This is a genomic window from Phenylobacterium hankyongense (assembly GCF_003254505.1).
Taxonomy (GTDB): Bacteria; Pseudomonadota; Alphaproteobacteria; order Caulobacterales; family Caulobacteraceae; genus Phenylobacterium; species Phenylobacterium hankyongense.
The window spans coordinates 1,792,198-1,818,468 of record NZ_QFYP01000001.1; the positions used below are offsets into that span (position 1 = coordinate 1,792,198).

Below are 26,271 nucleotides of genomic sequence, written 5' to 3' on the forward strand. Positions count from 1 at the left end.
TGCAGTTTGCAGGCCTATGGTGGCGCTTCGCAATCCAAATCCCGATAGCAAAACCCGCACTGCCGGGTGCCCCACGGCGACCGCTCGGCGAACTCGCAGTCCGTCGGCGTCAGCCGCAGGAGGATGTCCACCAGGCCCTCGGTCGGCGGGAACCGCTCGCGCAGCTTCGCCAGCCGGACCTTGCCGGTGCGCGGGCACTTCGAGCAGTTGAAGCGCACGAACCCCTGGGCGTCGGCCCGCAGCTCGGCCAGCGGCCGCTGTGTCCGGTGCAGGCTGAAGTCGCGGTCGTGGATCGTCGGCTTGAACACCATGCCGGAACAAAAGCAGAACATTTAGCGGCGCGCCAGTCACATCCGCGCTATCCTGCGCCCATGGCCCCGCGCCCCTACGCCCAGACCCACCCGCACCTGCGGGCCGCGCTGTTGGCCCGCATCGCCGCCGGCGAGCTGCCGACCGCCGTCTGCGCCGAGCCGGGCATGCCCTGCTATGGCAGCGTCTACGCCTGGGCCCGCGCCGACCCGGCCTTCGGCGCGGCGCTGGCCGACGCGCGGCGCCGCGGCGCCTGGCGCCGCCGCTGGAGGTTCGACGAAGCCGCGGCCAAGGCGCTGCTCGCCCGCCTGGCCGCCGGCGAGCCGCTGACCGTCGTCCTGCGCGATCCGGCCATGCCCAGCCGCAACGTCGTGCGCCACTGGCGCGCCACCCAGGGCGAGTTCCAGGGCGAGGTGCACCGCCTGCTCGCCGCCCAGGACCGCGCCCGCAAGGCCCGCCACGGCCAAAGCCGCCACCGGCCGTGGGACGCGCGCCTCGCCGACCGCATCCTGGTCGCCGTCACCCGCGGCGCGCCGTTGCAGAAGCTGCTGACCGCCGACCCCGCGCTGCCCTGCCGCAACGTGCTGATCCGCTGGCGGCGCGAGCAGCCGGACTTCGACCAGGGCCTGCGGGCCGCGGTCGCGGTCGGCCAGCGCCGCCGCGGCCGCGCCGCCGCCGGCTGCACCCCGGCGCTGACGGAGCTCATCGTCGCGCGGATCCGCGAAGGCGCCTCGCTCGCCAGCCTCAGCCGCGAGCCGGACATGCCGAGCAAGGCGACGCTCTACGGCTGGATCGCCACCCGCCCCGACTTCGCCGGGGAGGTCATCAAGGCCTGCGAGGACCGCGAGGACTGGTATGGCGACCAGATGCTGATCGCCGCCGAGGCGGGCGACCCGGCGACCGCGCTCGCCCGCCGCCACGCCCGGCTGCAGAACCGGCCGGGACGGAAGTGGCGGACCTGACCGGCCCGCCTCCGTTTGGCCCGCCCGCTAGATCGAGCGTCGCCCGCGGACGAAGTGCAGGACCACCAGCACCACGGCGACCAGCAACAGCAGGTGGATCGCCGCGGTCGTGACGTGGAACGCCAGGAACCCGAGCAGCCACAGGACGAACACCACGATAGCGATTATTCCGAGCATCTTCTGACCTTCTCCACCACGCCGCCCAACGGCGGCCAGGACCTCCAAAGCCGTCGCCAAGGCGAAGGTTCCAGGCCCGCCCGCGAAGCCGCCTCCCCCTTGCCGCGAGAGGGTTGGGAGAGGGGCGAGAGCTCGGGGCCAAGAAGCCCTCTCCCCCTTGCGGGGAGAGGGTTGGGAGAGGGGTCGCCAGCTCGGCTTTTCGGGGACAGGGCGGCGACCTCACAGCGGGCGCCCCCACCCCCAACCCCTCCCCGCAAGGGGGAGGGGAGCGCCTGAGCCCTCTCCGGTCGGGGGAGGGGAGCGCCGCAGAACCGCCCGCCGCCGCCCCCTTCTCCACGGCCAAGGTTGCCCACAAACGGCCTTTTCTCCGCCCACAAGCAACCTTTTCCGCAGGGCTGTTTTCCCAGGTTGCAGCTCAGCAACGGGGCGGGGCCCCAGCCAGGGATGGAAGGAACTACAATGATCCAGCGGGCATCCAGCCTCTTCGTCGCAGGCGCAGCGCTCTTGGGCGTCGTCAGCCTCGGCGGGTGCGCCACCAAGAAGTACGTCAACGAGCAGGTGGGCGTCGTCTCCACCCATGTCGCCGAACACGACACCAAGCTCACCCAGCTTGACCAGACCACCCAGGACGCGCTCCAGCGGGCGACGGCGGCCGGCAAGCTGGCGGAGGGCAAGTTCGTCTATTCGATGGTGCTGTCCGACGACAGCATGAAGTTCCCGATTTCCAAGGCGGAGCTTTCGCCGGAGGCCACGGCCCGGCTCGACGCCTTCGTCGACAAGCTGAAGACCGACAACCGCAACGTCTATGTGGAGGTGCAGGGCCACACCGACGCCACCGGCCCGAAGGACTACAACTACAAGCTCGGCGAACAGCGGGCGGAGGCCGTGCGCCGCTACCTGAACGAACACGGCGTGGCGCTGAACCGGATCGCCACCATCTCCTACGGCCCCGACGCGCCGGTCGCGCCGAACACCGACAAGGCCGGGCGCCAGGCCAACCGCCGCGTGGTGCTGATCGTCCTGGCCTGAGGCCTCGGCGAGGTCGCGGGTTCCGGTCGGGCGCGGGCGAATGCGCTCGCCTTCGCCTGACAGGCCTCGCCGCAAGGCGAGGCGGCGCACCCTGGCCGGCGGGGCGCTGAGCCTCGCCGCGCACCTGGGCATGGTGGCGGCGGTGCTGACCGTGCGCGCCACGCCCCCGGCTGCGCCCGAGCCTGAGCCGATGGCGGTGGAGCTGGTCGCCCTGCCGCCGCCGCCGGTCATCACCCCGCCGCCCCCGGAGCCGGCGCCCCCCGCGCCGGCCCCGCCCCCGCCCTCGCCTGCGCCCCCGTCGCCGGCGCCTGCGGCGGCCAAGTCCCCCGCCGTCAAGCCGAAGCCGCGGCGCATTCCCGTGCGCCCGGCCGTCGCCCGCACCGACGTCCAGCCCGTGCCGGCCAGCGAAGGGCCGCCGGGCGATTCCGCCCCCGAGCTCAGCGCCGCCCAGCTCGCCTCGGCGGCCACCGCCGACTCCGGTCCGGGCGGCGGCGCCTGCAACATGACGCGGCGGCTGCAGGGGGCGCTGCGCAAGGACCCGCGCGTCCAGGCCGCCGTCGCCGAGGCCCACGCCGGCAAGGCGCTGATGGTCTGGAACGGCGACTGGGTCCGGCACACCGGCCAGGACGGCAACGGCCTCGCCGCGGTGCGCGAGGCGATCATGTGGGAGGTGGGGTTCGCGCCCCAGGCCTGCCGCGCCGAGGCCATGCGCGGCCTGGTGCTGATCTCGCTGGCCGACGGACCGGGCGCCCCGCGGCTGGTGGTCGGCGGCGGCTATTGGCGCTGGTCCGACCTGCTCGGCGCCGCCCCGCCCGGCGCCGGCCGCGCCTTCCGGCCCGGTTAGGGCGGATCAGCTGTCACGAATCCTCACCCCCAGGGGCCGCGCCGCTCGCTCGAACCCCAGGGCCCGCGGCCCTCGTCCGTGGTCGGAACCGCGGTGGCGGCCGGCGCCCGTCCGGCCTTGCCCGCCAGCTGCATCAGCGCCGCCACCCGGTTCGGCGTCGCCGGGTGGGTGGAGAACAGGTTGTCGCCGATGCCGCCGGCCAGCGGGTTGATGATGAACAGGTGGCTGGTGGCCGGATTGCGCTCGGCGTCGTAGTTGCGCAGGCCGCCGCGGGCGTAGGCCTCGATCTTCTGCAGCGCCGCGGCCAGCGCCTCCGGGTCGCCGGAGATCTCCGCCCCGCCGCGGTCGGCCTCGTACTCGCGGGCACGGCTGATCGCCATCTGCACCAGGGCCGCGGCGATCGGCGCCAGCAAGGCCAGGACGATCGTGCCGATCAGGCCGCCCGGCCGGTCCCGGTCCCGGCCGCCGAAGAACATCGCGAAGTTGGCCAGCGCCGAGATCGCTCCGGCCAGGGTCGCGGTGATGGTCATGGTCAGGGTGTCGTGGTTCCTCACGTGCGTCAGCTCGTGGGCCATCACCCCGCGGATCTCGCGGCGGTCCAGCATCTGCAGCAGGCCGCGGGTGGCGGCGACCGCGGCGTGCTCCGGGTTGCGGCCGGTGGCGAAGGCGTTGGGCTGCTCCTGGTCGATCACGTAGACCCGCGGCCGCGGCAGGCCGGCGCGCGCCGCCAGCTCATGGACGTCGGCCACGTAGTTGCGGATCAGCGGCTCGGGACTGGTCTCGTCGACCGGCTGGGCGCGGTACATCGACAGCACGATCCGGTCGGCGTTCCAGTACCCGACCAGGTTCATCCCCGCCGCCATCAGCAGCGCCACCGCCATCCCGCCCGGCCCGCCGATCAGATACCCCGCGCCCACGAACAACGCCGTCAGCCCGGCCAGCAGCATGTAGGTGCGAAGGTGGTTGCGCATGGTCCTCGTGGATACTCGTCGCCCTTGTCCGGAATATGGAGATCGCCCACCGCCGCGTGAACCCTCGCTCCTCCCCTGCCCAGCGGGGGAGGGCGCGCGCGCTCCGCCGAAGAGCGGGTGGTGGAGGGGGCGCGGGCTCGCATTCCCCCTTCGGTCATCTGCGCGCCGCAGGCGCTATCTGTCCACGAACCACACGAACCACACCAACGGGCCGTGCGGCGGCTAGGCTCTGCCAGACGAACCTTCGTTCGTGTGGTTCGTGTGGTTCGTGGACCAGTTAAAAAGCGGCGCTGACCCCCTCCACCGCTTCGCGGTCCCCCTCCCCCAGAGGGGGAGGAACGAGGCGGGATAGTTGCTCCCCCTCTGGGGGAGCTGTCGGCGCAGCCGACTGAGGGGGTCCTCCGCGGGGCCTTACCCCCGCGCCCGCCGCTGCCGTTCCGCGGCCCGCTCCAGCGTCGGTCGCGCGGCCTGGGCCCCTTCGCGCAGCCTCGCCTCCATGTCGTCCCCCGGCATCGGCCGCGCGAACCAGTAGCCCTGCATGCGGTCGCAGCCGGCGGCGCGCAGGAACACCGCCTGGGCCTCGTGCTCGACCCCTTCGGCGACGATCGAGACCCCCAGCGCCCGGGCCGCGTGCAGCATCGAGCCCACCAGCTTGGAGACCCGCGCATCGCGGCCGACGTCGTCGATCAGGCTGCGGTCCAGCTTCACGGTCTGGATCGGCAGGTGCATCAGCGCCCGCAGGTTGGAGTACCCGGTGCCGAAGTCGTCGAGGGCGATGTTCACCCCCTTGGCGGCCAGCCGCTCGATGTGGCGCCGCGCCAGCGCCAGGTCCTGCAGCAGGAAGGTCTCGGTGATCTCGACGGTCAGCGCGGTGGCCGGCAGCTCGGTCTTCGCCAGCCGGCCGATCAGCTTGCGCGAGAACGCCGGGTCCAGGAGGTCGCGCGGCGAGACGTTGCAGGACACCAGCTCGATCAGCCCCTCGGCGACCCACGGCGCGGCGCGGGCGCAGGCGGCCTCGAACACCGCCTCGTCGATGGCCCCGATCAGCCCCAGCTCCTCGGCGATCGGCACGAAGGCGGCGGGCGCCAGCAGGCCGCGCTCGGGGTGGCGCCAGCGGGCCAGCACCTCGACGCCGACGATGCGGCCGTCGGAGGCCTCCACCACCGGCTGGAACCAGGGCTCGATCTCGCCGGCCGGGATGGCGCGGCGCAGCTCCGCCTCCAGGGTGCGGCGCCGCTCGTTCTCGTCGCGCAGCTCGGCGTCGAAGGCCGACCAGCGGCGGCCGCCCTTCAGCTTGACCCGGTAAAGCGCCTTGTCGGCGAACCGCTGCAGGTCGCCGGCCTCGGTGGCGTCGGTGGGATAGACCGCCACCCCCACCGAGGCGCCGGGCGCCACCACGCGGCCGTAGATGGTCTGCGGCTGGGAGAGGATCGCCACCAGCCGCTCGGCGCGGCGGGCGACCTCGGGATTGTCGGTGATCAGGGCGAACTCGTCGCCGCCCAGCCGCGCCACGACCTCGCCGGGGCCGGCGTCAGCCTTCAGCCGCGCGCCGACCTCGGCCAGAAGCAGGTCGCCGGCGTGGTGGCCGAGGGTGTCGTTCAGGTGCTTGAAGCGGTCGAGGTCGATGACGAACAGGCCGACCGTCCCGCCGCGGGCCGCCGCGCCCTTCAGCCGCGCGCAGAGCGCCTCGGTGAAGGCGCCGCGGTTCATCAGGCCGGTGAGCGAGTCCGTCTGCGCCAGCCTGAGCGTCAGCGCGCGCTCGGCTTCCAACTCGGCGACGCGCGCGGCGAGCGCCTCGATGTTGTGGGGACCGGGCACGGAGGGACGAGCCGCCTCGAACAGTGGGAGGCGCACCTTGGGCCGACGAGGCGAACACCCGGTTAAGCGACATGCCTAACGGAATGCCTCCGGGAGGCAGGCTCAGGCCAGTTGCGGCTCCGCGTCGGCCGGGACCTCGATCTGCTTCTCCCACTTGGCGACCACCGCGGCGGCCACCGAGTTGCCGACCACGTTGGTGGCCGAGCGGCCCATGTCGAGCAGGTGGTCGACGGCGATGATCAGCAGCAGGCCCTCCTCCGGCAGGTTGAAGAAGGTCAGGGTCGCGGCGATCACCACCAGCGAGGCGCGCGGCACGCCGGCCATGCCCTTGGAGGTCACCATCAAGAGGAACAGCATGGTGATCTGCTGGCCGATCGACATGTGGACGCCGTAGACCTGCGCGATGAACAGCGTCGCGAAGGTGCAGTACATCATCGAGCCGTCGAGGTTGAACGAGTAGCCGAGCGGCAGCACGAAGCTCGCCACCTTGCGCGACACGCCCCACTTCTGCAGCTCCTCCAGCGTCCGCGGATAGGCCGCCTCCGACGACGCCGTCGAGAACGCCAAGAGCGCCGGCCCGCGGATCGCCCCGACCAGCTTCATCGCCCGCGGCCCGACGATCGCCACCAGCACCGCGATCAGCAGCCCCCACAGCAGCCCCAGCGACAGATAGAACCCGCCCACGAACTTCGCGTACGTGACCAGCACCTCCAGCCCCTGCGTCGCAATCGTCGCCGCCAGCGCCGCAAAAATGGCCAAAGGTGCTGTTTTCATTACATAACCTGTCACCTTAAGCATGATCGCGGCGATCTGCTCGACGAGGGCCAGGACGGCGGGGGCGCGGTCGTCGATGGCCGCCACGGCGGTGCCGACGAAGATCGAGAAGACGACGATCTGCAGGATCTCGTTGTTGGCCATCGACTCGACGATCGAGCTCGGCACCAGGTGGGTGACGAAGGCTTTCAGCGTGAACTTCGACATGTCGACGGCCGTGGCCGCGTGGTCGGCGACCGGCATCGTCAGGGACAGCCCCGAGCCCGGACGCAGCAGGTGGACCATGATCAGGCCGATGGTCAGCGAGACGATCGAGGCGCTGATGAACCAGCCCATGGTCTTGGCGCCGACCCGGCCGATGGTGGCGGCGTCCTCCATGTGGGCGATCCCGGCCACCAGGGTGGAGAACACCAGCGGTGCGATGATCATCTTGATCAGCCGCAGGAAGACGTCGGTGATGATCGACAGGTTCTCGGCGACCACCTTCGCCTGTTCGGGCGCGGCGTACTGGTTGACCGCCCATCCGACCGCGATGCCGAGCACCATGGCGGCGACGATGAAGATCGTGAATAGGCGATTCATGCAGAGCCCCGACGAAATGCAGCGGCCTTTCTGGCCACAAACCGTTGCCGCGTCCATCCCATGACCGCAGCCGTATTTCAGCAGGACCTCAGCACTTGTCAGCGCCTGGCTCGCAAGCATCGCAAGGCGCGGCTATAAGAGCTCGATGAGATCGCAAACAAATGCAGCCGGCATCGTGGACCGGCTGGAGCACGAATACCGCGCCAGCGTCGAGGCGCTGCGCACCGCCCTCAAGGCGTTCCTGGCCGGCGGCGCGCCGCCAGATCCGATGCTCCGCAAGGCCGGCGCCTTCACCTATCCGGAGCTCCGCCTGAGCTGGCCGCCCGGCCTGCCGTATCCGCGGATCGGCCGCGCGTTCGCGCGCATCGGCTCGCCGGGGCGCTACTCGGTCACGGTCACCCGGCCTGACCTCTACCGCGAATACCTGACCGAGCAGCTCACCCTGCTGATGCAGGACTTCGAGGTCGAGATCGAGGTCGGCCGCTCGGCCCAGGAGATCCCGTTCCCCTACGTGCTGGACGCCGGCGCCGACGTGGCGCTGGCCGACGTCGGCTCGGCGGAGATCGCCCGCTACTTCCCGACCACCGAACTGGCCCACATCGGCGACGAGATCGCCGACGGCGCCTGGATGGCCAAGCCGGAGGCGCCGCGGCCGTTGTCGCTGTTCGACGGCCTGCGCACGGACTTCTCGCTGGCGAGGCTGGCCCACTACACCGGCACGCCCGCCGAGCACGTCCAGCAGTATGTGCTGTTCACCAACTACCACCGCTACGTCGACGAGTTCGTCCGGTGGTCCTGCGAGCGGCTGAAGGACGAGGACACGCCCTACACCGCGCTGTCCGCGGCCGGCCACCTCTACGTCACCGCCGACACGCCGGATCCGGAAGCCAAGGTCGCCGCCGCCGCCTGGCGCAAGCACCAGATGCCCGCCTACCACCTGATGGCCGAGGGCCGCGCGGGGGTGACCCTGGTCAACATCGGCGTCGGCCCCTCCAACGCCAAGACCATCTGCGACCACCTGGCGGTGCTGCGGCCGCAGGCCTGGCTGATGATCGGTCACTGCGGCGGCCTGCGCGGCTCGCAGACGATCGGCGACTATGTGCTGGCCCACGCCTACCTGCGCGACGACCACGTGCTCGACGACGTCCTGCCCCCGGAGATCCCGATCCCGCCGATCGCCGAGGTGCAGGTGGCCCTCAACCGGGCCGCGGAGACGGTCACCGGCGAAAGCGGCGAGCTGCTCAAGCGCCGCCTGCGCACCGGCACGGTGGTCACCACCGACGACCGCAACTGGGAGCTTCGCTATTCCTCCAGCGCGCTCCGGTTCAACCAGAGCCGGGCGGTCGCCATCGACATGGAGAGCGCCACCATCGCGGCCCAGGGCTACCGGTTCCGGGTGCCCTACGGGACGCTGCTCTGCGTCTCCGACAAGCCGCTGCACGGCGAGATCAAGCTGCCGGGCCAGGCCAACGCCTTCTACGACCGGGCGATCGGCCAGCACCTGCAGATCGCGGTGGCGACCATGGACCTGCTGCGCCAGGAGGGCACCCGCCTGCACTCGCGCAAGCTGCGCAGCTTCGACGAGCCGCCGTTCCGGTGAGCGGCGGATCGATTTGACGACGGGCTCCGGGTAAATGCTCCGGGATGACCCGCCACATCGATTTCGAAGGCATCGACAACTTCCGCGACTTCGGCGGCTACGCCACGGCCTGCGGACGCGGCGTGAAGACCGGGCGCCTGTTCCGCTCCGCCAACCACCACCGCGCCACCGACGCCGATCTGCAGCGCCTGCGCGAGCTGGGCGTGAAGGTGATCCTCGATCTGCGCAATCCGCAGGAGCGCGTGCGCGAGCCGTCGCGCCGCTGGGACCGGTTCGAGGGCACGGTGCTCGAGAACAACATCCTGTCCGAGCACGGAGACTGGGTGGCCGCGCTGCCGGCCGCCGACCTGACGCCCCGCTGGTTCTATGAAGACGGACTGGTGCAGTACGCGCGCCTGCCGTTCGAGCCGCGTCACGTGGACCTGTTCTCACGCTACTTCCGGACCCTGGCCGCCGGCGACGGCGCCGTGGTCGTGCACTGCGCGGCCGGCAAGGACCGCACGGGCCTGATCTGCGCGCTCACCCACCACATCGCCGGCGTCCATCCCGACGACACCCTGCAGGACTACCTGCTCACCAACGACGAGAGCCGGATGGCCCGCAAGCTGGACCTCATAGGTCCGTGGTTCCAGCAGGTGATCGGCCGCACCCCCTCCGACGAGGCCCTGCGCGTGGCGGTCTCGGTGCACCCGGCCTATCTGGACAGGGCGATGACAGTGATCCAGGAAGCGCACGGTTCGGTCGACGCCTATCTGGAGGATGTGCTCGGGGTGGACCAGGCCCTGCGCCAGCGCATCCACGAGCGGGTGCTGGGCTGAACCGATACGCCCGCCGCGGTCTCCGCACACCGCGACGGGCGCCTCAGGGACAGACCTCTCAGGGGAAGCCTGCCGTGAGGATGGCTCAACCCGGCGCGGGTCGCCTAATCACCAGCACGTGTTTCACGGAGTGATGATGCAAAGCTTCCAGCCGCCCCGGCGGGTCCTCATGGGCCCGGGTCCGTCCGACGTCGGTCCGCGCGTGCTCCAGGCGATGGCCAGGCCGACGATCGGCCACCTGGACCCGGAGTTCCAGGCGCTGATGGAGGAGATCAAGAGCGCGCTGCAGCGGCTGTTCAACGCCCCCGACCACGCCTGCGTGCCGCTCCCGGCGCCGGGCACGGCCGGCATGGAAGCGGCGATCATGAACCTGCTGGAGCCCGGCGACCGGGCGGTGATCGCCGTCAACGGCGCCTTCGGCGGCCGCATGGCCGACATGGCGGACAGGGCCGGCGCGACGGTGGTCACCGTCGAGCACGACTGGGGCCAGCCGGTGGACCCGGCCCGGGTCGAGGCGGCGCTGGCCGAAGCGCCGACCAAGGTCCTCGCCTTCGTTCACGCCGAGACCTCCACCGGCGTTCGCAGCGATGCGGCGACCCTGTGCGGAATCGCCCGCAAGCACCGCGCGCTCTCCATCGTCGACTGTGTGACGTCGCTGGGCGGGATCCCGGTGGACGCCGCGGCCTGGGACGCCGACGTGGTCTATTCAGGAACCCAGAAGTGCCTCTCCGCCCCGCCGGGCCTGTCGCCGATCGCCCTGTCGACGCGGGCGCAGGCGGCGATCGCCGGGCGCAAGGAGAAGGTCCGCAACTGGCTCTTCGATTTCAACCTGCTGATGGGCTACTGGGGCGGCGAGGGCGGTCGCACCTATCACCACACCGCGCCGATCAACGCCCTTTACGGCCTGCATGAGGCGCTGGTGGTGCTGTTCGAGGAAGGCCAGCAGGCGGCGGTCGTCCGCCACGCCCGCGCCCACGAGGCCCTGGTCGCCGGCCTGGAGGCGACCGGCCTGAGGATGCTGGTGGACGAAGCCCATCGTCTGCCGCAGCTCAATACGGTGCTGGTCCCGGACGGCATCGACGAGGCGGCGGTGCGCGCCCATGTGCTGAAGACCTGGGACCTGGAGGTCGGCGCGGGCCTCGGTCCGCTCAAGGGCAAGGTCTGGCGGATCGGGCTGATGGGCGCTTCGGCGACGCCCTGGCACGTGCGCCTGTGCCTCACCGCACTCTGCGAAGCCCTGGCGGCGCAGGGGTTCGACGCCGACGCCAAGGCCGCGCTGGCCGCCGCGGACCGCAGGCTCGCGGCCTAGGCTCGCGGCCCGGGCTGGCGGATCGACAACGCCGCGCCAGCCGCTAACGTGCTCCGACGGCCGCCGAACGAAGCGGCGCTCGGGGAAACGTCCGGTGACCGAATCCACCTCTGTCGAGACCCACGGCCCGTCGTCGGTGATCGATCCGCCGGCCATCGCCACGATCGGCGGCGACGCCAAGCTCAATCGCGGCGGCGTCGCCTGGTCGGTTTTCGAGGGTGGTCGCGACCCCTACGTCATCCTGATCACCATCTACATCTTCATGCCCTACGTGGCCTCGGTGATGGTCGGCGATCCGGTTCGCGGCCAGGAGGCGATCTCCCACTGGCAGCAGATCGCCGGCTGGACGGTGATGGCCACCGCCCCGTTCCTCGGCGCCTCCGTCGACAAGCTCGGCCGCCGCAAGGGCTGGCTCGCCCTGGTGGTCGGGCTGATGGTCCCGATGATCGCGGCGCTGTGGTGGGCGAAACCGGACGGCAGCGGGCTGCCGGTGATGGCGGTGATGCTGCTGGCGATGTTGGTCAACGTGCTCTTCGCCTACTCGGAGGTGCTGCACAATTCGCTGCTGATCCGCGCGGCGGGCCTGGAGGGCGCGCACAAGGCGTCGGGTCTGGCGTTGGCGCTGGGCAACCTCCTGTCGGTGTTCGCGCTGGCCTTCACCGCCTGGGCCTTCGCCTTGCCGGGCAAGGTCCATTGGAGCTGGGTGCCGGCCGCGCCGCTGTTCGGCCTCGACCCTGCCAGCCACGAGCCGGAGCGGGTGGTGGCGCTGATGGCCGCCGGCCTGCTGGCTCTGGGCGCCCTGCCGCTCTTTCTGTTCACCCCGGACGCGCCGCGCACCGGCATCCCGATGCTGAAGGCCTGGCGCGACGGAGCCGGCGAGTTGCTCAGCATGATCCGGACGGTGCGGCGGTACCGGGACGCCGTGCTCTACCTCGCCTCGCGGATGCTGTTCGTCGACGGGATGAACGCGGTCCTGTTCTTCATCGGCATCTACGCGGTGGGCGTGATGAAATGGGGCGCGCTGGAAATGCTGGCCTACGGCATCCTGCTCAGCATATTCGCCGCCCTGGGCGGGCTCGTCGGCCGGATGCTGGACGAGAAGCTGGGACCGAAGACGGCGCTCAGGATCGAGATCGCCATGGCCATGCTGGGCCTGATCGCGTTCCTGGGGATGGCGCCCGACCGCATCCTGTTCTTCTGGCCGTACGACGCGGCGGCCCACGCGCCGCTCTGGAACGGGCCGGTGTTCCGCTACCTGCCCGACGTGATCTTCGTGCTGATCGGCTTCTCCAACGCCATCTTCATCTCCGGGCAGTACGCGTCAAGCCGCACCATGCTGACGCGGATCACCCCGCCGGAGCAGACCGGCGCCTTCTTCGGCGTCTATGCGCTGTCCGGGGTGGCCACCAGCTGGCTCGCGCCCACCCTGGTCAACATCGGCACTCGCGTGACGAAGAGCCAGCAGGGGGGCTTCGTGATGATCGTCGGCCTGTTGGGGGTGGGGCTCGGGGTCCTGAGCCTGGTGCGCGGCGGCGGCCGGCGGTCGGCCGCGTCCGCTTAAGGGACCAGCGTGACCTTCGGCGATCGCCGCGGGCGCAGGAAGAAGGTCTCGCTGAACCCCAGCGCCTTGGGCAGCACCTGGTGCAGGGGCGAGGTGTAGGTGTAGCTCACCTCGGCCATGATCACGCTGTCCTGCGCGGCGAGGAAGTTGGCCGGCACCTGGGTGGCGGTGGATTGGGCGCCCAGCGCGGTCATGCCGCCGGTGACCTGGCTCCAGTCGACCTTGGGCACGGCGTTGGCGTCGGCGGTGACGCTGGTCACGCGCATCTTGAGCGGCGCCGCCGGGAAGGGCTGCAGGACCGCGGTCGCGACCTGGAAGATGTCGCCGACGTCGCCGGTCGTGACCTGGCTCGACTGGGCAACCAGATCGGCGACCACCGAGGCCGCGTGGGCGGCCCGCCGCTCGGCCATCATGCCCAGCGTCAGCTCCACCAGCCCGAAGTAGAGCAGGATCATGAACGGCGCGATCAGGGCGAATTCGACCGCCGCGGCGCCGCGCTTGTCGGCCTTGAAGCGGGTCAGGGGCATTGGGTCCCCAGCGGCGGGATCTGGTCGTAGGGCTCGTTGCGGAATGCCGTGGCGGTGGAGATCATCCGCAGGCCGCCGCCGGCGTTGTCGAGGGCCAGGTCCAGGCCGGGCGTGAACAGCTTCCAGCGCCAGTAGGTGTGCACCAGCACGATGTCGCCCGGCTGGCCGGGCGCCCAGCAGCTGGGGAGCGGCATCGGCTGGCTGGCGCCCAGGGGCCCGGGCGGCGGGGGTGGCGGGGGCTTGGGCGGGGCCGCGGCCAGCTCGCCGAAGGTCTTGAAGGTCTGGGTCTGCACATAGAGGTCGCTGGCGCAGGTGGAGCTGAGCCAGCTCATGCCGTTGCACACCATGGTGCGGAAGGCGGCCGGGGTGGACACGCCGCTCTGCTGGAACTGGCCGGTGCGGATCTGGCGCGCGGCGTTCTGGGTGGCGGTCTCCAGGGTGGTGGAGACCAGGAAGACCATCGCCAGCTCCAGCACGCCGAACAGCATCAGCATGAGGGGCGCGCAGATCAGCCCGAACTCCACGGCGGTCGCGCCGCGCTCGGCGCGGGCGAACCGGCCGAGGGCGGCGATCAGGCGGCGGGGACGGCGATGGAACACGGAGGTCTCCGTATTTGACGCCCTCTCTATAAGCGTACGCGCCTAACCAAGATTTAAAGAGCTCGAGGCGGCGCTTGCTTCTGCATAACGGCGAAATTTATCCTGTGGTTAACGGGCGGTAATAGTAAACCCAAGTTCATCATACAAAGTTGGCCGGTAATACTGCGTGTTTACTGCCGATTAAGCGCCAGGTGAGAGCTTGAGCGTGGTTTTTGCGGCGAGCAGGCTTGGCCAATCCCGGTCGTTCCTTCCTGTTCGCGAGAGGAGACAAGACCATGTCGAAGTTCGTGACCCGCTTCCTGAAGGATGAATCCGGCGCCACCGCCATCGAGTATGGCCTGATCGCCGCGCTCGTCGCCGTCGTGCTCGTGACTGCCCTCACCCTGATGGGTCAGAGCCTGCAGGCCACCTTCACCAAGGTGAAGACGTCGCTGGATACCGCGAACGCCGCCGCCTAAGGCGAGCTGACGCCTGTTTGAGCGAGGCCCCCGGCGGGAGACCGCCGGGGGCCTTTGCTTTTTTTAGGCCCTGCTTTTTGGCCAGCGAAACCCTCCGTTCATCCGCCCGCGGCAAGCTGGGCGTGGAGGCCCGTCCATGATCCACCTGCTGCAGAGCGCGCTGGTGCTCGTCTTCCCCGCCCTGGTGGTGTTCGCCGGGCTGCGGGACGCGGTGAGCTACGTCATTCCCAACTGGATCTCGCTGGCCCTGGTCGCGGCCTTCGCGGTCGCGGCCCTGGCGCTCGGCGCGCCGCTGGGTGTCATCGGACTGAACTTCGGGGTCGGGCTCGCGGCCCTGGTCGCCGGCATCGGCATGTTCGCCCTCGGCTGGATCGGCGGCGGCGACGCCAAGCTGTTCGCAGCCGCCGCCCTGTGGCTGGGCTGGCCGGCCTCGTTCACCTATCTGATCGTGGTGTGCCTGGCGGGCGGCGCCCTGGCCGTGGGCCTCCTTTGCCTGCGCTCGCCCCTGCTGCGGCACTTTGTGCTGGCCGGCCCCGCCTGGTTCGCGCGCCTGGCCGAGCCGGGCGAGAACGTCCCCTACGGCCTCGCCATCGCCGTCGGCGCCCTGGCGGCCTTCCCCGCCTCGCCGCTGGCCGCCGGCCTCGCCTTGCCGCTCTGAGCGGTTGCGGCCGCCGCGCAGTTGGGACAGATGAGAAGGCCCCACCCGTCGCAGGCGCTTGCACCATGTCCGAAGTGATCCTCGAGGCGTCGCAGGGCGCCGCCATTCCCATCTTCGCCCTGCGTGAAGGCGACGTGGCCGCCGCGCTCGAGGGACAGCCGGTGCTGACCGCGCTCGCCCAGCGGCTGGAGTTCAAGGGCAAGGCCGGCCAGGCGCTGGTCGCGCCGGACGCCGAGGGCGGCGTCGACCGGGTGCTGTTCGGACTGGGCGGGAGCGAGGACCCGATGGCCTTCCGCGGCCTGCCCGCCAAGCTCTCGGCGGGAACCTACCGCATCGCCCAGGCGCCCCCGGGCATGGCCGCCGACCAGATCGCGCTGGCCTTCGCGCTCGGCAGCTACAAGTTCGACCGCTACAAGCCCCACGCCGGCGAACGGCCGAAGCTGCTCGCCGAAGGGATCGACGTCGCCGAGGTCCGCCACGTGGCGCACGCCTGCGCCCTGGCGCGGGACATGATCAACACCCCGCCCAACGACCTCGGGCCGCACCAGATCGAGACCATCGCCCGCGAGATCGCCGAGCAGTACGGCGCGCGGATCACCGTCATCGAGGGCGAGGGCCTGCTGGAGGCCAACTATCCCGCAGTCCATGCGGTGGGCCGCGCGGCCAGCCCCGAGCGGGCGCCGCGGATGATCGAGATCGCCTGGGGCGAGGCGGGGCGGCCGCTGGTCGCCCTGGTCGGCAAGGGCGTGGTGTTCGACACCGGCGGCCTGGACATCAAGCCCTCGTCCGGCATGCGGCTGATGAAGAAGGACATGGGCGGGGCCGCGCATGCGCTGGCGCTGGGCCGGATGATCATGGCCGCCGACCTGCCGGTGCGGCTGGCGGTGCTGGTCCCGGCGGTGGAGAACGCCATCTCCGGCGACGCCATGCGGCCCGGCGACGTGATCGGTTCGCGCAAGGGGTTGTCCATAGAGATCGGCAACACCGACGCCGAGGGCCGGCTGATCCTGGCCGACGCGCTCACCCGCGCCGCCGAGCTGGAGCCGGCGCTGACCATCGACCTGGCGACCCTGACGGGCGCCGCCCGCGTGGCGCTGGGGCCGCAGCTGCCGCCCTACTACACCGACGACGAGGCGCTGGCGGCCGCCATCGCCCGCCACGCGCAGGCGGCCTCGGATCCGCTCTGGCGGATGCCGCTGTGGAAGCCCTACGCCGACGCCCTCGATTCCGACGTGGCCGAGATCAAGAACGACCCCGACGGCTGGGCGCAGGCCGGCTCGGTGACCGCGGCGCTGTTCCTGCAACGCTTCGCGCCGCCCGGAGCGTGGGTCCATTTCGACATCTTCGCGTGGAACCCGCGCGGCCGGCCGGGCCATCCGGTGGGCGGCGAGGCGCAGGCGATCCGCGGCCTCTACGCCATGATCCGCGAGCGGTTCGCATGAGCTTCGACCCCCGGGTGACGCCGATCCGCGACGGGATCGCCTCCCGCCGCCTGGAGGGGGTGATCGCCGCCGAGGTCTACCTCGACCCTCGGCCGATGAGCTGCGTCGCGCCGGCCGCCGGCATCCGCCGTCACCCGGACGCGGAGTCGGAACAGATGGACCAGCTGCTGTTCGGCGAGGTCTTCGAGGTGATCGAGGAGGAGGGCGCCTACCTGTGGGGCCAGGCCCGCCGCGACGGCTATGTGGGTTTCGTCGAGGCGGCGGCCCTCGCGCCCCTGCGCCCCGCGCCCACTCACCGGGTGTCGGCGATCCGCACCTACGCCTTCGCCGAACCCTCGATCAAGTCGCGGGCGATCGGCCCCTATTCGATCAACGCCCTGGTGAGCGTGGAGGCTGAGGAGGGGCGGCTGGCGAAGGTCGCGGGCTCCGGCTGGGTGACCGCCGCGCATCTGGCGCCGATCGGGGCCGTCGAGGCCGATCACGCTGCGGTGGCGGAACGGTTCCTCGGCGCGCCCTATCTGTGGGGCGGGCGCGAGAGCCTGGGCCTGGACTGCTCCGGCCTCGTGCAGCAGGCGCTGTTCGCCTGCGGCCGGGCCTGTCCGCGCGACACCGACCAGCAGGCGGCGATGGGCGCGCCCATCGAGCGCGGGGCGTTCGCCCGCGGCGACCTGGTGTTCTGGAAGGGGCACGTGGCGATCGGCCTGGACGCCGCGCGGATCATCCACGCCAACGGCCATCACATGGCCGTGGCCATCGAGCCGCTGGACGCGGCGATCAGCCGAATCGCGGCGGCCGGGGTCGGCCAGCCGACAGGCTACCGGCGGGTCTGACCGCCGGAGCTGCCGGTTCGGATGGCTGGCTAGTTCGGATTGCCGGGCTTCGCCGCCTGCTGGGTCGGAGCGCCCGGGCCCTGGCCTGCAGGACCGCCCGCGCCGGCGGCCGGGGTGGCGGTGGAGCCGGTGGCGACCGGCTGGGCGGCGGGCGCGGCGCCCGGAGCGGCTGCGGCCGGAGCCGCGGCGGCTGCCGCGGCAGGGTTCGGCGTCGGGATCGGCAGGCTCGAACCTTGGCTGTGCAGGTAGGCGATGACGTTGATGCGGTCTTCCGGCTTCTTCAGCCCGACGAAGGTCATCTTGGTGCCGTTGATGTAGGCCTGGGGCGACTTCACGAACTCATAGATGTGCTCGTAGTCCCAGATCGGCTGCTTGGCGCCGAACGCCTCCATGCCCGGGGAATAGGCGAAGCCCGGGTGGCTGCCCGGCTTGCGGCCGACCACGCCCCACAGGTTCGGGCCGGTGCCGTTCGCGCCGCCGTTGTCGGCGTTGTGGCAGGACTTGCACTTCTGGAAGACGGCTTCGCCGGCCTTCACGTCCGCCGTCGGCAGGACCGTGCCCCAGTCGGGCGGCACTTCGGGCGCGGCGGCTCCGCCGCCGGTGTCGGCGGCGACTTCCACCGCGTAGCCCGGCTTGGCGACCGGCTCCTGGGTGAACACGCCGGAGGAGAGTTCACGGAGGCCCACGATGGCCAGACCCGTCGCCAGCACTGCGCCGGCGACCTTGTTGAAGGTAAGGTCGCTCATAGTCCCCTAATCGGCCCTCTTCACAGCCGGCCCCGCGAGCCGTTGAAAGCGCGGGAATCCCGCCCCTTGTTGCGCCCGGCTCTCTTACACGCTACCGGCGCTCACGCAACCGCCCACTGACCGGCATGAACCCCATAGTCCTGATCCCCGCGCGCATGGCCGCGACCCGCCTGCCGGGGAAGCCCCTGGCCGACATCGCCGGCATACCAATGATCGTCCGCGTGCTGCGCCAGGCGCTGTCCGCGGACGTCGGTCCGGTGGCCGTGGCGGCCGGCGATCGCGAGATCGTCGACGCTGTCGCGGCGGCCGGCGGCCGCGCGGTGCTGACCGATCCGGACCTGCCCTCCGGCTCCGACCGCATCCTCGCGGCGCTGGCCGAACTGGACCCCGCGGGCGCCTATGACGCGGTGATCAACCTGCAGGGCGACATGCCGTTCGTGGCGCCGTCGGTGCTGGCGGCGTGCGCCGGCCTGCTCGCCGACCAGCCGGCCTGCGACATCGCCACCGTGGTCGCGCCGGAAGGCTCGCGCGACGACCGCACCAATCCCGACGTGGTCAAGGCGGTGCTGTCGATGCAGGCGGACGGCCGCACCGGCCGGGCGCTCTACTTCACCCGCTCGACGCTCTATGGCGACCAGCCGGTCTGGCGGCACGTGGGCATCTACGGCTACCGGCGCGCGGCGCTGGAGCGGTTCAACGCCGAGCCGCCCTCGCCGCTCGAGCGGCGGGAGAAGCTCGAGCAACTGCGGGCGCTGGAGCTGGGCCTCTCGATCTGGGCGGCCGTCGCCGACGAGGCGCCGATCTCGGTGGATAGCCCCTCGGACCTGGAACGCGCCCGGGCCTACGCACAGACTTCGAACGAACGGACAGCTTCATGACCACGGGACGTATCGCCTTCCAGGGCGAACTGGGCGCCAACAGCCACGAGGCCTGCATGGCGGCCTTCCCCGACATGGAGCCGGTTCCGCACGCCACCTTCGAGGAGGCGTTCGAGGCGGTGAAGTCCGGCGACTGCCAGCTGGGCATGATCCCGGTGGAGAACTCCATCGCCGGCCGGGTGGCGGACGTGCACCACCTGTTGCCCAACTCGGGGCTGAAGATCATCGGCGAGCGGTTCAAGCCGATCCACTTCCAGCTGATGGCCAATCCGGGCGTGAAGCTGGAGGACGTGAAGACCGCGGTGAGCATGCCGTTCGCGCTCGGCCAGTGCCGCAAGACCATGCGGCGGCTGAAGCTGAAGGGCGAGGGCGTCGGCGACACCGCCGGCGCCGCCAAGCTGCTGTCCGAACACCCCGATCCCACCAAGGCGGCGGTTTCCCCGGCGCTGGCGGCGGAGATCTACGGGCTCGAGATCCTGCTGCGGGACATCGAGGACGAGCACACCAACACCACCCGCTTCCTGGTGATGACTGCGGACCGCAATCCGGACCCGCCGCCGTTCACCAGTCCCTGCGTCACCAGCTTCGTGTTCCGGGTCCGCAACCTGCCGGCGGCGCTCTACAAGGCGCTGGGCGGCTTCGCCACCAACGGCGTCAACATGACCAAGCTGGAAAGCTACATGGAGAACGGCGCCTGGTCGGCCACCTTCTTCTATTCCGAGGTCGACGGCCGGCCGGAGGACCGCGGCCTGGCCCTGGCGTTCGAGGAGCTGCGGTTCTTCTCCGAACGGTTCGAGATCCTCGGCGTCTATCCCGCCGATCCGTTCCGCACGCGGGGGTGAAATAGACCTCGTCATCGCCCGGCTCGTCCGGGTGATCCATCCCAAACCCGATCTTCATCGAGCACGGCAAGGCGTTGGGCTGGGTGGCCCGGACAAGCCGGGCCATGACGATCTGGGGTGTTACCCTTCCTCGACCCAGGCCTTGATCAGCTGGTGGGCGATGGCGAGGCGGTTGGGGGCGGCGACGCCGTCCAGCTTGCCGGCAAGAAGGTCGCGGGCCTCGTCGCGGGTGAACCAGCGCACTTCCGAGAGCTCAGTCTGGTCGGGCGCGCCCTCCTCGTCCTCCACCTCGGCGATCAGGCCGATCATCAGCGAGGACGGATAGGGCCAGGGCTGGGTCGAGTGGTAGCGGACCCGCACCGCGTGCAGGCCGGCTTCCTCGTTCAGCTCGCGGGCGCAGGCCTCCTCGATCGACTCGCCCGGCTCCAGGAAGCCGGCGAGCGCCGAGAACATGCCCTTCGGCCAGACCTCCTGGCGGCCCAGCATGCAGCGGTCGCCGTGGTAGGGCAGCATGATCACCACCGGGTCGGTGCGCGGGAAGTGCTCGGCCTCGCAGGAGGCGCACTTGCGCTTCCAGCCGCCGTCGACCGCCCGCGAGGGCTGGCCGCAGACCGCGCAGTGCTTGTGCCGGCGGCGCCATTCGAACATCGACTTGGCGGTGGCCAGGATCGCCGCCTCGGGGGCTGGCACCCTGAGCGCGACCGCCCGCAAGTCCTCGAACTTGCCCAGCCCCTCCAGGGCGCTTTCGGCGGGATCGGAGGTATCCTCCAGGTCGACCGCGAAGATGGCGGTGCCCTTCCACAGGCCCATGAACAGCAGCCGCTCGGCGCCGCCGGACAGCTCGCTGACCAGCTTGGCGGGCAGATAGGCGATCTGCAGGTCGCCGTCCTTGGACGGTTCGACCAGGGGCCGGCCGTTCCACATGGCCAGGCCGAGCGAGTCGGACGAGGCGAGCTGTTTGGCCAGCCATTCGTCATCGCCGCGCCGGTCGCTCGCCCGGTCGAGGGGATTGCCGGCGAAGGTGTTCAGGAAGACGTCGAGTGCCATGCGGCAGAGTTATTAAGGCGCCAGGGCCGGCGCGTCATGTGCGCGCGCAACCTGCGCGGCCAGCTTGCACAGTCGAGCGCCAGCGGCGATATAGGGGGCGGAGATCGGCGACGGGCGAACGCCTCGCCAACCCGGTCAGGTCCGGAAGGAAGCAGCCGTAACGAGTTTCGCTTCGGGTCGTCGTTCGGTCTCCACCCTAACTCCTTAAAAGCCCCCGTCCTTCCAAGAGCCTATGGCCGACGAAGACCTCACGCTCGAAGACCAGCCGCCAGAGCGTGATCCGAACACGGGCGACATGTTCGGCGACGCGCCCAAGCCGACGGTGTCGGAGGAATCGGCCGCGTACACCGTCATCGCGCGCAAGTACCGGCCGCGCACCTTCGACGACCTCTATGGCCAGGAAGCCATGGTGCGGACGCTGCGCAACGCCTTCGCCAGCGGCCGGATCGCCCACGCCTTCATGCTCACCGGGGTCCGCGGGGTCGGCAAGACCACCACCGCGCGCCTGCTCGCCCGGGCCCTGAACTACGAGACCGACGCCATCCACGAGCCGACCCTCGACCTGCGCGAGGAGGGCCGCCACTGCCAGGCGATCATCGACGGCCGGCACATGGACGTCCTGGAACTCGACGCCGCCAGCCGCACCGGCGTGGCCGACATGCGCGAGCTGCTGGACGGGGTGCGCTATGCGCCCGTCGAGGCGCGCTACAAGGTCTACATCATCGACGAAGTGCACATGCTCTCGACCGGGGCGTTCAACGCGCTCCTGAAGACCCTCGAAGAGCCGCCGCCGCACGCCAAGTTCATCTTCGCCACCACCGAGATCCGCAAGGTGCCGGTGACCATCCTGTCCCGCACCCAGCGCTTCGACCTGCGCCGGGTCGAGCCGGAGGTGATCATCAAGAACCTGGAGATGATCGCCGAGAACGAGGGCGCCCGCGTCGAGGCCGAGGGGCTGATGCTGATCGCCCGCGCCGCCGAGGGCTCGGTGCGCGACGCCCAGTCGATGCTCGACCAGGCCATCGTCCAGGCCGATCCCGGCATGACGGTCACCGCCGCCACCATCCGCGACATGCTCGGCCTGGCCGACCGCGCCCAGACCATCGGCCTGTTCGAACAGGTGATGCGCGGCGAGGCGGGCCCGGCGATCGAGACCTTCCGCACCCTCTACAGCTACGGCGCCAATCCCGACCAGATCCTGCTGGACCTGCTGGACCACTGTCACGGCGCCTCGGTCGCCAAGGCGATCGGCCCGCAGGCCCTGACCCTGCCCAAGGAGCAGGCCGGCCGGCTGGCGGCGGTGGGGGCGGCGGTGTCCGCCGGCACGCTCTCCCGCCTGTGGCAGCTGCTGCTGAAGGCCTACGAGGAGGTGCGCCGCGCCCCCGACGCCGCCGCGGCCGCCGACATGGCGATCATCCGCATGGCCTACGCCGCCGACCTGCCGGGGCCGGAGGAGGCGCTGAAGCGCATCCAGGCCGGCGAGCCCCTGGGCGCCGGTCCTTCCGGCGGCGGCGGCTCCTCGGGCGGCGGCGGAAGCAGCAGCGGCGGGGGAGGTGGCGGCGGCGCGACGGCGGTGGCCCGGATGACCGCGCCGCAGCCGCAGCCGCAGGGCCAGGAGCCGGTGGCCTCCCTGAAGACCTTCGAGGACGTGCTGGCGCTGATCGACCGCAAGCGCGACATCGCCCTGAAACTCGACGTGGAGCGCTACGTCCGTCCGATCAGCTTCCGCCCCGGCGCCATCGAGTACGAGCCGGCGCCCGGCGCGCCGAACAATCTGGCCCAGCGGCTGGTTGGGCGGCTGAAGGAGTGGACCGGCGAACGCTGGCTGATCGCCGCCCAGGGCGGCGGCGGGGCCGAAAGCCTCTGGGAGCGGCAGAAGCGCGAGGAACGCGAGACCCGCGCCCAGATCGAGCAGGACCCGTTCATCCGCTCGGTGATGGAGGCCTTCCCCGGGGCCGAGATCGTCGGCATCCGCAACCTGCCGCAGCCGGAGGCGGCCGCGGCCCCGCCGCCGGACGAGGACGGCGACAACGATGAGGATTGAGCGGTGAAAGACCTGAACTCCCTGATGAAGCAGGCGCAGGCCATGCAGCAGAAGCTGGCCGACGCCCAGGCGAAGCTCGCCGAGCTGTCCGTCGAGGGCACGTCCGGCGGCGGCATGGTGAAGGTGACGCTGAAGGGCTCGGGCGAACTGGCCCGCGTCGACCTGGACGAGAGCCTGATGGAGCCCGGCGAGGGCGAGGTGGTGGCCGACCTGGTGGTCGCCGCCCACGCCGACGCCAAGCGCAAGCTCGACCAGCACCAGGCCGAGATGATGCGCGAGGCGGCCGGGCCGCTGGCCGGCATGGGCCTGCCCGGCATGCCGAAGTTCTAGATTGGCGGCGTCCGCGGGACCCGAGATCGAGCGGCTGATCAGCCTGCTCGCCAAGCTCCCGGGGCTCGGTCCCCGCTCGGCGCGGCGGGCGGCGCTGGCGCTACTGAAGCGGCGCGACCAGCTGCTGGGCCCGCTGGCCGACGCCCTGGCCGAGGCCGCGGCGCGGGTGAAGACCTGCTCGGTCTGCGGCTCCCTCGACACCCAGGATCCCTGCGCCATCTGCGCCGACGGCCACCGCGACGCCGCGCTGATCTGCGTCGTGGAGGAGGTGGGCGCGCTGTGGGCCATGGAGCGGGCCAGCGCCTTCCGCGGCCGCTACCACGTGCTCGGCGGCCTGCTGTCGGCGCTCGACGGCGTCGGGCCGGACGCCCTGCGCATTGGGCCGCTGGTGGCGCGGGCCTCCGAAGGCGGCGTGCGGGAGGTGATCCTGGCGCTGCCGGCCACCGTCGACGGCCAGACCACCGCCCACTACCTCGCCGACCGGCTGGCGCAGGCCGACGTCTCGGTGACCATGCTGGCCCGCGGCGTGCCGGTGGGCGGCGAGCTCGACTGGCTCGACGACGGCACCATCGCCCAGGCCATGCGGGCGCGGCGGCCGGCGTAATTTCCTCCCCTGCAAAGCGGGGGAGGGGGACCGCTCGCCGAAGAGCGAGGGGTGGAGGGGGCGAGACCACGCTCCGCATCTGCCGCCGCCCCTTCCACCACGCCTCTGCGGGCGCGGTCCCCCTTCCCCGTGAACGGGGAAGGAAGATTCCCCGCTCTGGCCGCGACTCACTGGCCGCGCTAAGAACGCAACATGAACGCACCCATCCTCGCCGCCCTTGCGGCCGCGCTCGTGGCCATCGTCGCCCTGGCCTGGGGCTTCCTGGAGCGCCGGCGCGCCGCCGCGGCCGACGCCAAGGCCTGGGATCTCTCGGAGCGCGCCAACAGCGCCGAGGCCCGGGTGCGGATGCTGGAGGACCAGTCCGGCGTCCAGGCGGAGCTGGTGAAGGCCCAGGTCGCGCAATCGGCGACCAGCGTCGCCCAGGCCATCCTCAAGCAGAACGAGGAGGCGCTGCACAACCGCGACCAGCTCGCCCAGGCCCGGCTCGAGGCGCAGCTGAAGCCGGTCGCCGAGACGCTGCAGAAATTCCAGGAACAGGTCGCCGCCGTGGAGAAGATCCGCGTCGAGGAGACCGGCGGCCTGAAGGAGCAGATCGCCCAGCTGCTGGTCGCCTCCACCGCCACCCAGGACGAGGCCCGCAAGCTGTCGGCGGCGCTGCGCCGCGGGGCGGGCGTGCAGGGGCGCTGGGGCGAGCAGACCCTGCGCAACGTGCTGGAGGCGGCGGGCCTGACCCACCGCTACGACTTCCAGGAGCAGACCTCCACCGACACCGAGGAGGGCCGCCGGCGGCCCGACGTCACCGTGCGCCTGCCGGGCGGCGGCCTGTTCGTCATCGACGCCAAGTGCTCGCTGAACGCCTTCCTCGACCTGCAGGACGCCACCGACGACGTGACCCGGGAAGCCTGCGGCGTGCGGCATGTGCAGAGCGTGCGCGGCCACATCCAGGGCCTGTCGGCCAAGGCCTACTGGGACCAGTTCGACGCCTCGCCGGACTTCGTGGCGATGTTCGTGCCCGGCGATTCCATCCTGGCGGCGGCGCTGGACCGCGCCCCCGACCTGATGACCGAGGCCATGGACAAGCGGGTGGTGATCGTCACACCGACCACCCTGTTCGCGCTGTGCAAGGCGGTGGTCTATGGCTGGCGGGTCGAGGAGCAGGCGGCCAACGCCCAGAAGATCGCCGACCTGGGGCGCGAGCTCTATAAGCGCATCGCGGTCATGGGCAGCCATGCCGCGGCGGTCGGCAAGTCGCTGGAGACCGCGGTCGGCCGCTACAACCAGTTTGTGGGCTCGCTGGAGACCCAGGTGCTGACCCAGGCGCGCCGCTTCGAGGACCTCAAGGTCGACCACCAGGTGCGCGAGGTGCCGCAGCTGGAGCCGATCGACACCGCGGTGCGGCCGCTCGCCAAGCTCGCCGCGGCCGATGCGCCGCAGGTCCGGCTGGTGGCCGGCGGCGACGAGGCGTAAAATCCCCGACCTTGACGCTCTGGATCGGCAACCTTACCTCCCGCCCATGGCTCTCCGAGAAATTCTTGTCGTTCCGCATCCCATCCTGAAGCAGGTGTCCGAACCTGTGGCGAAGGTCGACGACGACCTGCGCGCGCTGATGGATGACATGCTGGAGACCATGTACGACGCGCCCGGCATCGGCCTGGCGGCGATCCAGATTGGCGTGCCCAAGCGGGTGATCGTCATGGACATCGCCCGCCCGGAGGAGCCGAAGCAGCCGCGCTATTACGTCAATCCGGAGATCGTCTGGGCCTCCGAGGAGACCCTGCCCTACGAGGAGGGCTGCCTGTCGGTGCCGGAGATCTACGACGAGGTCGAGCGTCCGGCCCGGGTTAAGCTGCGCTACCTCAACTACCAGGGCGAGCCGGTCGAGGAGGACGCCGAGGGCCTGTTCGCCGTCTGCATCCAGCACGAGATGGACCACCTCGACGGCGTGCTGTTCATCGACCACCTGTCGCGCCTGAAGCGCGAGCAGGCGGTGAAGAAGGTCAAGAAGCTGGTCAAGGTCGTGGCCTAGCGCCGACCTGTTCCTCCCCGTCTGGGGAGGGGGACCGCGAAGCGGTGGAGGGGGTCGGCTCTGACCTCGGAGGCCCCCTCAGCCGGCTTCACCGACAGCTCCCCCGGCGGGGGAGCAATTTCCGCGGATTTTAGTTCTTCACCGCCTGGTCGACCTTGGCGTCGGCCTTTTCGGCGCCGGCCTTGACGTCGGAGCCGGCCTTCTGGGCCCCCTGCTTCAGGTCCGTGCCGGCCTTCTTCAGGTCCTCGCCCGCGCTGGCGGCGGCGACCTTGGTCTTCGCCGCGGCTTCCGAGGCGCCCTGCTTGATGTCGGCGCCGACCGCCTTCATGGCGGGGGTGGCGGCCACCTGCTTGGCGGCGGCGCCGATCTCGGAGCCGGCGGCCTTGAGGTCGGCGGAGGTCTTGTCCTGGGTGGGCTTGGAACAGCCCGCGAGGGCGACGGCCAGCGCGGCCAGGCTGGCGAGCACGATCTTCTGCATCTTCGTCT

Annotated in this window: 28 protein-coding genes and 1 other RNA gene; 19 read left to right on the top strand and 10 right to left on the bottom strand. The window is 71.1% G+C overall.

The window, feature by feature from the left end:
• Positions 1–14: 14 nt before the first annotated feature.
• Positions 15–332 carry a hypothetical protein gene (locus tag DJ021_RS08700; RefSeq protein WP_133254976.1) on the bottom strand — a complete coding sequence of 106 codons (318 nt, stop codon included), beginning with the start codon at positions 330–332 and terminating at the stop codon, positions 15–17.
• A 39-nt stretch (positions 333–371) separates the two neighbouring features.
• Here DJ021_RS08700 and DJ021_RS08705 point away from each other — a divergent pair, with 39 nt between their 5' ends.
• The gene (locus DJ021_RS08705) at positions 372–1,271 is read left to right on the top strand and encodes a terminase small subunit-like protein (RefSeq protein ID WP_111457173.1); all 900 of its coding nucleotides are present in this window, start codon (positions 372–374) and stop codon (positions 1,269–1,271) included.
• Between the two features lie 27 nt (positions 1,272–1,298).
• Here the strand turns inward: DJ021_RS08705 and DJ021_RS08710 are convergent, their stop codons facing one another.
• Entirely contained in the window at positions 1,299–1,448 is a 150-nt protein-coding gene (locus tag DJ021_RS08710) for a lmo0937 family membrane protein (protein ID WP_111457174.1), read from the bottom strand.
• Between the two features lie 459 nt (positions 1,449–1,907).
• Here DJ021_RS08710 and DJ021_RS08715 point away from each other — a divergent pair, with 459 nt between their 5' ends.
• Both DJ021_RS08715 and DJ021_RS18690 read left to right on the top strand, forming a co-directional pair.
• The gene (locus DJ021_RS08715) at positions 1,908–2,477 is read left to right on the top strand and encodes an OmpA family protein (protein WP_111457175.1); all 570 of its coding nucleotides are present in this window, start codon (positions 1,908–1,910) and stop codon (positions 2,475–2,477) included.
• A 40-nt stretch (positions 2,478–2,517) separates the two neighbouring features.
• Positions 2,518–3,321, top strand: a complete 804-nt coding sequence (locus tag DJ021_RS18690) for a hypothetical protein (protein WP_243626164.1) — start codon at positions 2,518–2,520, stop codon at positions 3,319–3,321.
• 23 nt (positions 3,322–3,344) lie between these two features.
• On the opposite strand, the gene htpX is transcribed toward DJ021_RS18690, so the two are convergent.
• The 3 genes from htpX to DJ021_RS08740 form a co-directional block, all read right to left on the bottom strand.
• Complete coding sequence (gene htpX, locus DJ021_RS08730) at positions 3,345–4,292, bottom strand: zinc metalloprotease HtpX (RefSeq protein WP_111457177.1); 948 nt, start codon at positions 4,290–4,292, stop codon at positions 3,345–3,347.
• 411 nt (positions 4,293–4,703) lie between these two features.
• Positions 4,704–6,110 (bottom strand): putative bifunctional diguanylate cyclase/phosphodiesterase, encoded by a 1,407-nt coding sequence (locus DJ021_RS08735; RefSeq protein WP_111457178.1) that lies wholly within the window; start codon positions 6,108–6,110, stop codon positions 4,704–4,706.
• A gap of 102 nt (positions 6,111–6,212) precedes the next feature.
• Positions 6,213–7,466: a dicarboxylate/amino acid:cation symporter gene (locus tag DJ021_RS08740; RefSeq protein WP_111457179.1), complete on the bottom strand. Its 1,254-nt coding sequence runs from the start codon at positions 7,464–7,466 to the stop codon at positions 6,213–6,215.
• Between the two features lie 145 nt (positions 7,467–7,611).
• Here DJ021_RS08740 and DJ021_RS08745 point away from each other — a divergent pair, with 145 nt between their 5' ends.
• The 4 genes from DJ021_RS08745 to DJ021_RS08760 all read left to right on the top strand — a co-directional run bounded on the left by DJ021_RS08745 (position 7,612) and on the right by DJ021_RS08760 (position 12,754).
• The gene (locus DJ021_RS08745; protein WP_111457180.1) at positions 7,612–9,066 is read left to right on the top strand and encodes an AMP nucleosidase; all 1,455 of its coding nucleotides are present in this window, start codon (positions 7,612–7,614) and stop codon (positions 9,064–9,066) included.
• A gap of 44 nt (positions 9,067–9,110) precedes the next feature.
• Positions 9,111–9,884 carry a tyrosine-protein phosphatase gene (locus tag DJ021_RS08750; protein ID WP_111457181.1) on the top strand — a complete coding sequence of 258 codons (774 nt, stop codon included), beginning with the start codon at positions 9,111–9,113 and terminating at the stop codon, positions 9,882–9,884.
• A 169-nt stretch (positions 9,885–10,053) separates the two neighbouring features.
• Positions 10,054–11,193 (top strand): pyridoxal-phosphate-dependent aminotransferase family protein, encoded by a 1,140-nt coding sequence (locus DJ021_RS08755; RefSeq protein WP_207801795.1) that lies wholly within the window; start codon positions 10,054–10,056, stop codon positions 11,191–11,193.
• A gap of 94 nt (positions 11,194–11,287) precedes the next feature.
• On the top strand, positions 11,288–12,754 hold the full coding sequence (locus DJ021_RS08760) for an MFS transporter (RefSeq protein ID WP_243625934.1): 1,467 nt from the start codon (positions 11,288–11,290) through the stop codon (positions 12,752–12,754).
• Here DJ021_RS08760 and DJ021_RS08765 read toward each other — a convergent pair.
• Entirely contained in the window at positions 12,751–13,281 is a 531-nt protein-coding gene (locus DJ021_RS08765) for a TadE/TadG family type IV pilus assembly protein (RefSeq protein ID WP_111457183.1), read from the bottom strand. The two genes, DJ021_RS08760 and DJ021_RS08765, sit on opposite strands and share 4 nt — an antisense overlap.
• Positions 13,272–13,880: a TadE/TadG family type IV pilus assembly protein gene (locus DJ021_RS08770; protein WP_243625935.1), complete on the bottom strand. Its 609-nt coding sequence runs from the start codon at positions 13,878–13,880 to the stop codon at positions 13,272–13,274. Before DJ021_RS08770 ends, DJ021_RS08765 begins: the two co-directional genes overlap by 10 nt.
• 275 nt (positions 13,881–14,155) lie before the next feature.
• Between DJ021_RS08770 and DJ021_RS08775 the strand changes: the two genes are divergently transcribed.
• From DJ021_RS08775 to DJ021_RS08790, 4 genes are all read left to right on the top strand, one after another.
• Positions 14,156–14,338 carry a Flp family type IVb pilin gene (locus DJ021_RS08775; RefSeq protein ID WP_111457184.1) on the top strand — a complete coding sequence of 61 codons (183 nt, stop codon included), beginning with the start codon at positions 14,156–14,158 and terminating at the stop codon, positions 14,336–14,338.
• A 139-nt stretch (positions 14,339–14,477) separates the two neighbouring features.
• Positions 14,478–14,996, top strand: a complete 519-nt coding sequence (locus DJ021_RS08780) for an A24 family peptidase (RefSeq protein WP_111459034.1) — start codon at positions 14,478–14,480, stop codon at positions 14,994–14,996.
• Positions 14,997–15,061: 65 nt separating this feature from the next.
• Positions 15,062–16,438, top strand: a complete 1,377-nt coding sequence (locus tag DJ021_RS08785) for a leucyl aminopeptidase family protein (RefSeq protein WP_111457185.1) — start codon at positions 15,062–15,064, stop codon at positions 16,436–16,438.
• Complete coding sequence (locus DJ021_RS08790; protein ID WP_111457186.1) at positions 16,435–17,268, top strand: C40 family peptidase; 834 nt, start codon at positions 16,435–16,437, stop codon at positions 17,266–17,268. The genes DJ021_RS08785 and DJ021_RS08790 overlap by 4 nt, the downstream gene beginning before the upstream one ends.
• A 29-nt stretch (positions 17,269–17,297) precedes the next feature.
• Here the strand turns inward: DJ021_RS08790 and DJ021_RS08795 are convergent, their stop codons facing one another.
• The gene (locus DJ021_RS08795; RefSeq protein ID WP_111457187.1) at positions 17,298–18,014 is read right to left on the bottom strand and encodes a c-type cytochrome; all 717 of its coding nucleotides are present in this window, start codon (positions 18,012–18,014) and stop codon (positions 17,298–17,300) included.
• Between the two features lie 125 nt (positions 18,015–18,139).
• Here DJ021_RS08795 and DJ021_RS08800 point away from each other — a divergent pair, with 125 nt between their 5' ends.
• Positions 18,140–18,892 (top strand): 3-deoxy-manno-octulosonate cytidylyltransferase, encoded by a 753-nt coding sequence (locus DJ021_RS08800; protein WP_111457188.1) that lies wholly within the window; start codon positions 18,140–18,142, stop codon positions 18,890–18,892.
• Positions 18,889–19,734: a prephenate dehydratase gene (locus DJ021_RS08805; protein WP_111457189.1), complete on the top strand. Its 846-nt coding sequence runs from the start codon at positions 18,889–18,891 to the stop codon at positions 19,732–19,734. The genes DJ021_RS08800 and DJ021_RS08805 overlap by 4 nt, the downstream gene beginning before the upstream one ends.
• Before the next feature lie 120 nt (positions 19,735–19,854).
• Here the strand turns inward: DJ021_RS08805 and nudC are convergent, their stop codons facing one another.
• Positions 19,855–20,781: an NAD(+) diphosphatase gene (gene nudC / locus DJ021_RS08810; protein ID WP_111457190.1), complete on the bottom strand. Its 927-nt coding sequence runs from the start codon at positions 20,779–20,781 to the stop codon at positions 19,855–19,857.
• Positions 20,782–20,879: 98 nt separating this feature from the next.
• Between nudC and ffs the strand changes: the two genes are divergently transcribed.
• The 6 genes from ffs to DJ021_RS08840 all read left to right on the top strand — a co-directional run bounded on the left by ffs (position 20,880) and on the right by DJ021_RS08840 (position 25,785).
• Positions 20,880–20,978, top strand: an RNA gene (gene ffs, locus DJ021_RS08815) — signal recognition particle sRNA small type.
• A gap of 35 nt (positions 20,979–21,013) precedes the next feature.
• On the top strand, positions 21,014–22,825 hold the full coding sequence (locus DJ021_RS08820) for a DNA polymerase III subunit gamma/tau (RefSeq protein ID WP_111457191.1): 1,812 nt from the start codon (positions 21,014–21,016) through the stop codon (positions 22,823–22,825).
• A 3-nt stretch (positions 22,826–22,828) separates the two neighbouring features.
• Complete coding sequence (locus DJ021_RS08825; RefSeq protein ID WP_111457192.1) at positions 22,829–23,155, top strand: YbaB/EbfC family nucleoid-associated protein; 327 nt, start codon at positions 22,829–22,831, stop codon at positions 23,153–23,155.
• Position 23,156: 1 nt separating this feature from the next.
• Complete coding sequence (gene recR / locus DJ021_RS08830) at positions 23,157–23,759, top strand: recombination mediator RecR (RefSeq protein ID WP_111457193.1); 603 nt, start codon at positions 23,157–23,159, stop codon at positions 23,757–23,759.
• A 192-nt stretch (positions 23,760–23,951) separates the two neighbouring features.
• Positions 23,952–25,226, top strand: coding sequence for a DNA recombination protein RmuC (locus tag DJ021_RS08835; protein WP_111457194.1), 1,275 nt, complete (start codon positions 23,952–23,954; stop codon positions 25,224–25,226).
• Positions 25,227–25,272: 46 nt separating this feature from the next.
• Complete coding sequence (locus DJ021_RS08840; protein WP_111457195.1) at positions 25,273–25,785, top strand: peptide deformylase; 513 nt, start codon at positions 25,273–25,275, stop codon at positions 25,783–25,785.
• Positions 25,786–25,915: 130 nt separating this feature from the next.
• Here DJ021_RS08840 and DJ021_RS08845 read toward each other — a convergent pair whose 3' ends face one another.
• Complete coding sequence (locus tag DJ021_RS08845; RefSeq protein WP_111457196.1) at positions 25,916–26,263, bottom strand: hypothetical protein; 348 nt, start codon at positions 26,261–26,263, stop codon at positions 25,916–25,918.
• Positions 26,264–26,271: the final 8 nt, after the last annotated feature.

What these genes read in the sequence shown, in the direction of transcription:
- DJ021_RS08750 (WP_111457181.1), top strand. Translation starts at nt 9,111, where the DNA reads ATGACCCGCCACATCGATTTCGAAGGCATCGACAACTTCCGCGACTTC.
- DJ021_RS08710 (WP_111457174.1), bottom strand. Translation starts at nt 1,448, where the DNA reads ATGCTCGGAATAATCGCTATCGTGGTGTTCGTCCTGTGGCTGCTCGGG.
- DJ021_RS08800 (WP_111457188.1), top strand. Translation starts at nt 18,140, where the DNA reads ATGAACCCCATAGTCCTGATCCCCGCGCGCATGGCCGCGACCCGCCTG.
- DJ021_RS08715 (WP_111457175.1), top strand. Translation starts at nt 1,908, where the DNA reads ATGATCCAGCGGGCATCCAGCCTCTTCGTCGCAGGCGCAGCGCTCTTG.
- DJ021_RS08790 (WP_111457186.1), top strand. Translation starts at nt 16,435, where the DNA reads ATGAGCTTCGACCCCCGGGTGACGCCGATCCGCGACGGGATCGCCTCC.
- DJ021_RS08840 (WP_111457195.1), top strand. Translation starts at nt 25,273, where the DNA reads ATGGCTCTCCGAGAAATTCTTGTCGTTCCGCATCCCATCCTGAAGCAG.
- DJ021_RS08740 (WP_111457179.1), bottom strand. Translation starts at nt 7,466, where the DNA reads ATGAATCGCCTATTCACGATCTTCATCGTCGCCGCCATGGTGCTCGGC.
- DJ021_RS08805 (WP_111457189.1), top strand. Translation starts at nt 18,889, where the DNA reads ATGACCACGGGACGTATCGCCTTCCAGGGCGAACTGGGCGCCAACAGC.
- DJ021_RS08700 (WP_133254976.1), bottom strand. Translation starts at nt 332, where the DNA reads ATGTTCTGCTTTTGTTCCGGCATGGTGTTCAAGCCGACGATCCACGAC.
- DJ021_RS08845 (WP_111457196.1), bottom strand. Translation starts at nt 26,263, where the DNA reads ATGCAGAAGATCGTGCTCGCCAGCCTGGCCGCGCTGGCCGTCGCCCTC.
- DJ021_RS08765 (WP_111457183.1), bottom strand. Translation starts at nt 13,281, where the DNA reads ATGCCCCTGACCCGCTTCAAGGCCGACAAGCGCGGCGCCGCGGCGGTC.
- DJ021_RS08795 (WP_111457187.1), bottom strand. Translation starts at nt 18,014, where the DNA reads ATGAGCGACCTTACCTTCAACAAGGTCGCCGGCGCAGTGCTGGCGACG.
- DJ021_RS08835 (WP_111457194.1), top strand. Translation starts at nt 23,952, where the DNA reads ATGAACGCACCCATCCTCGCCGCCCTTGCGGCCGCGCTCGTGGCCATC.
- DJ021_RS08820 (WP_111457191.1), top strand. Translation starts at nt 21,014, where the DNA reads ATGGCCGACGAAGACCTCACGCTCGAAGACCAGCCGCCAGAGCGTGAT.
- htpX (WP_111457177.1), bottom strand. Translation starts at nt 4,292, where the DNA reads ATGCGCAACCACCTTCGCACCTACATGCTGCTGGCCGGGCTGACGGCG.
- nudC (WP_111457190.1), bottom strand. Translation starts at nt 20,781, where the DNA reads ATGGCACTCGACGTCTTCCTGAACACCTTCGCCGGCAATCCCCTCGAC.
- DJ021_RS08745 (WP_111457180.1), top strand. Translation starts at nt 7,612, where the DNA reads ATGAGATCGCAAACAAATGCAGCCGGCATCGTGGACCGGCTGGAGCAC.
- DJ021_RS08705 (WP_111457173.1), top strand. Translation starts at nt 372, where the DNA reads ATGGCCCCGCGCCCCTACGCCCAGACCCACCCGCACCTGCGGGCCGCG.
- DJ021_RS08785 (WP_111457185.1), top strand. Translation starts at nt 15,062, where the DNA reads ATGTCCGAAGTGATCCTCGAGGCGTCGCAGGGCGCCGCCATTCCCATC.
- DJ021_RS18690 (WP_243626164.1), top strand. Translation starts at nt 2,518, where the DNA reads ATGCGCTCGCCTTCGCCTGACAGGCCTCGCCGCAAGGCGAGGCGGCGC.
- DJ021_RS08775 (WP_111457184.1), top strand. Translation starts at nt 14,156, where the DNA reads ATGTCGAAGTTCGTGACCCGCTTCCTGAAGGATGAATCCGGCGCCACC.
- DJ021_RS08755 (WP_207801795.1), top strand. Translation starts at nt 10,054, where the DNA reads ATGGGCCCGGGTCCGTCCGACGTCGGTCCGCGCGTGCTCCAGGCGATG.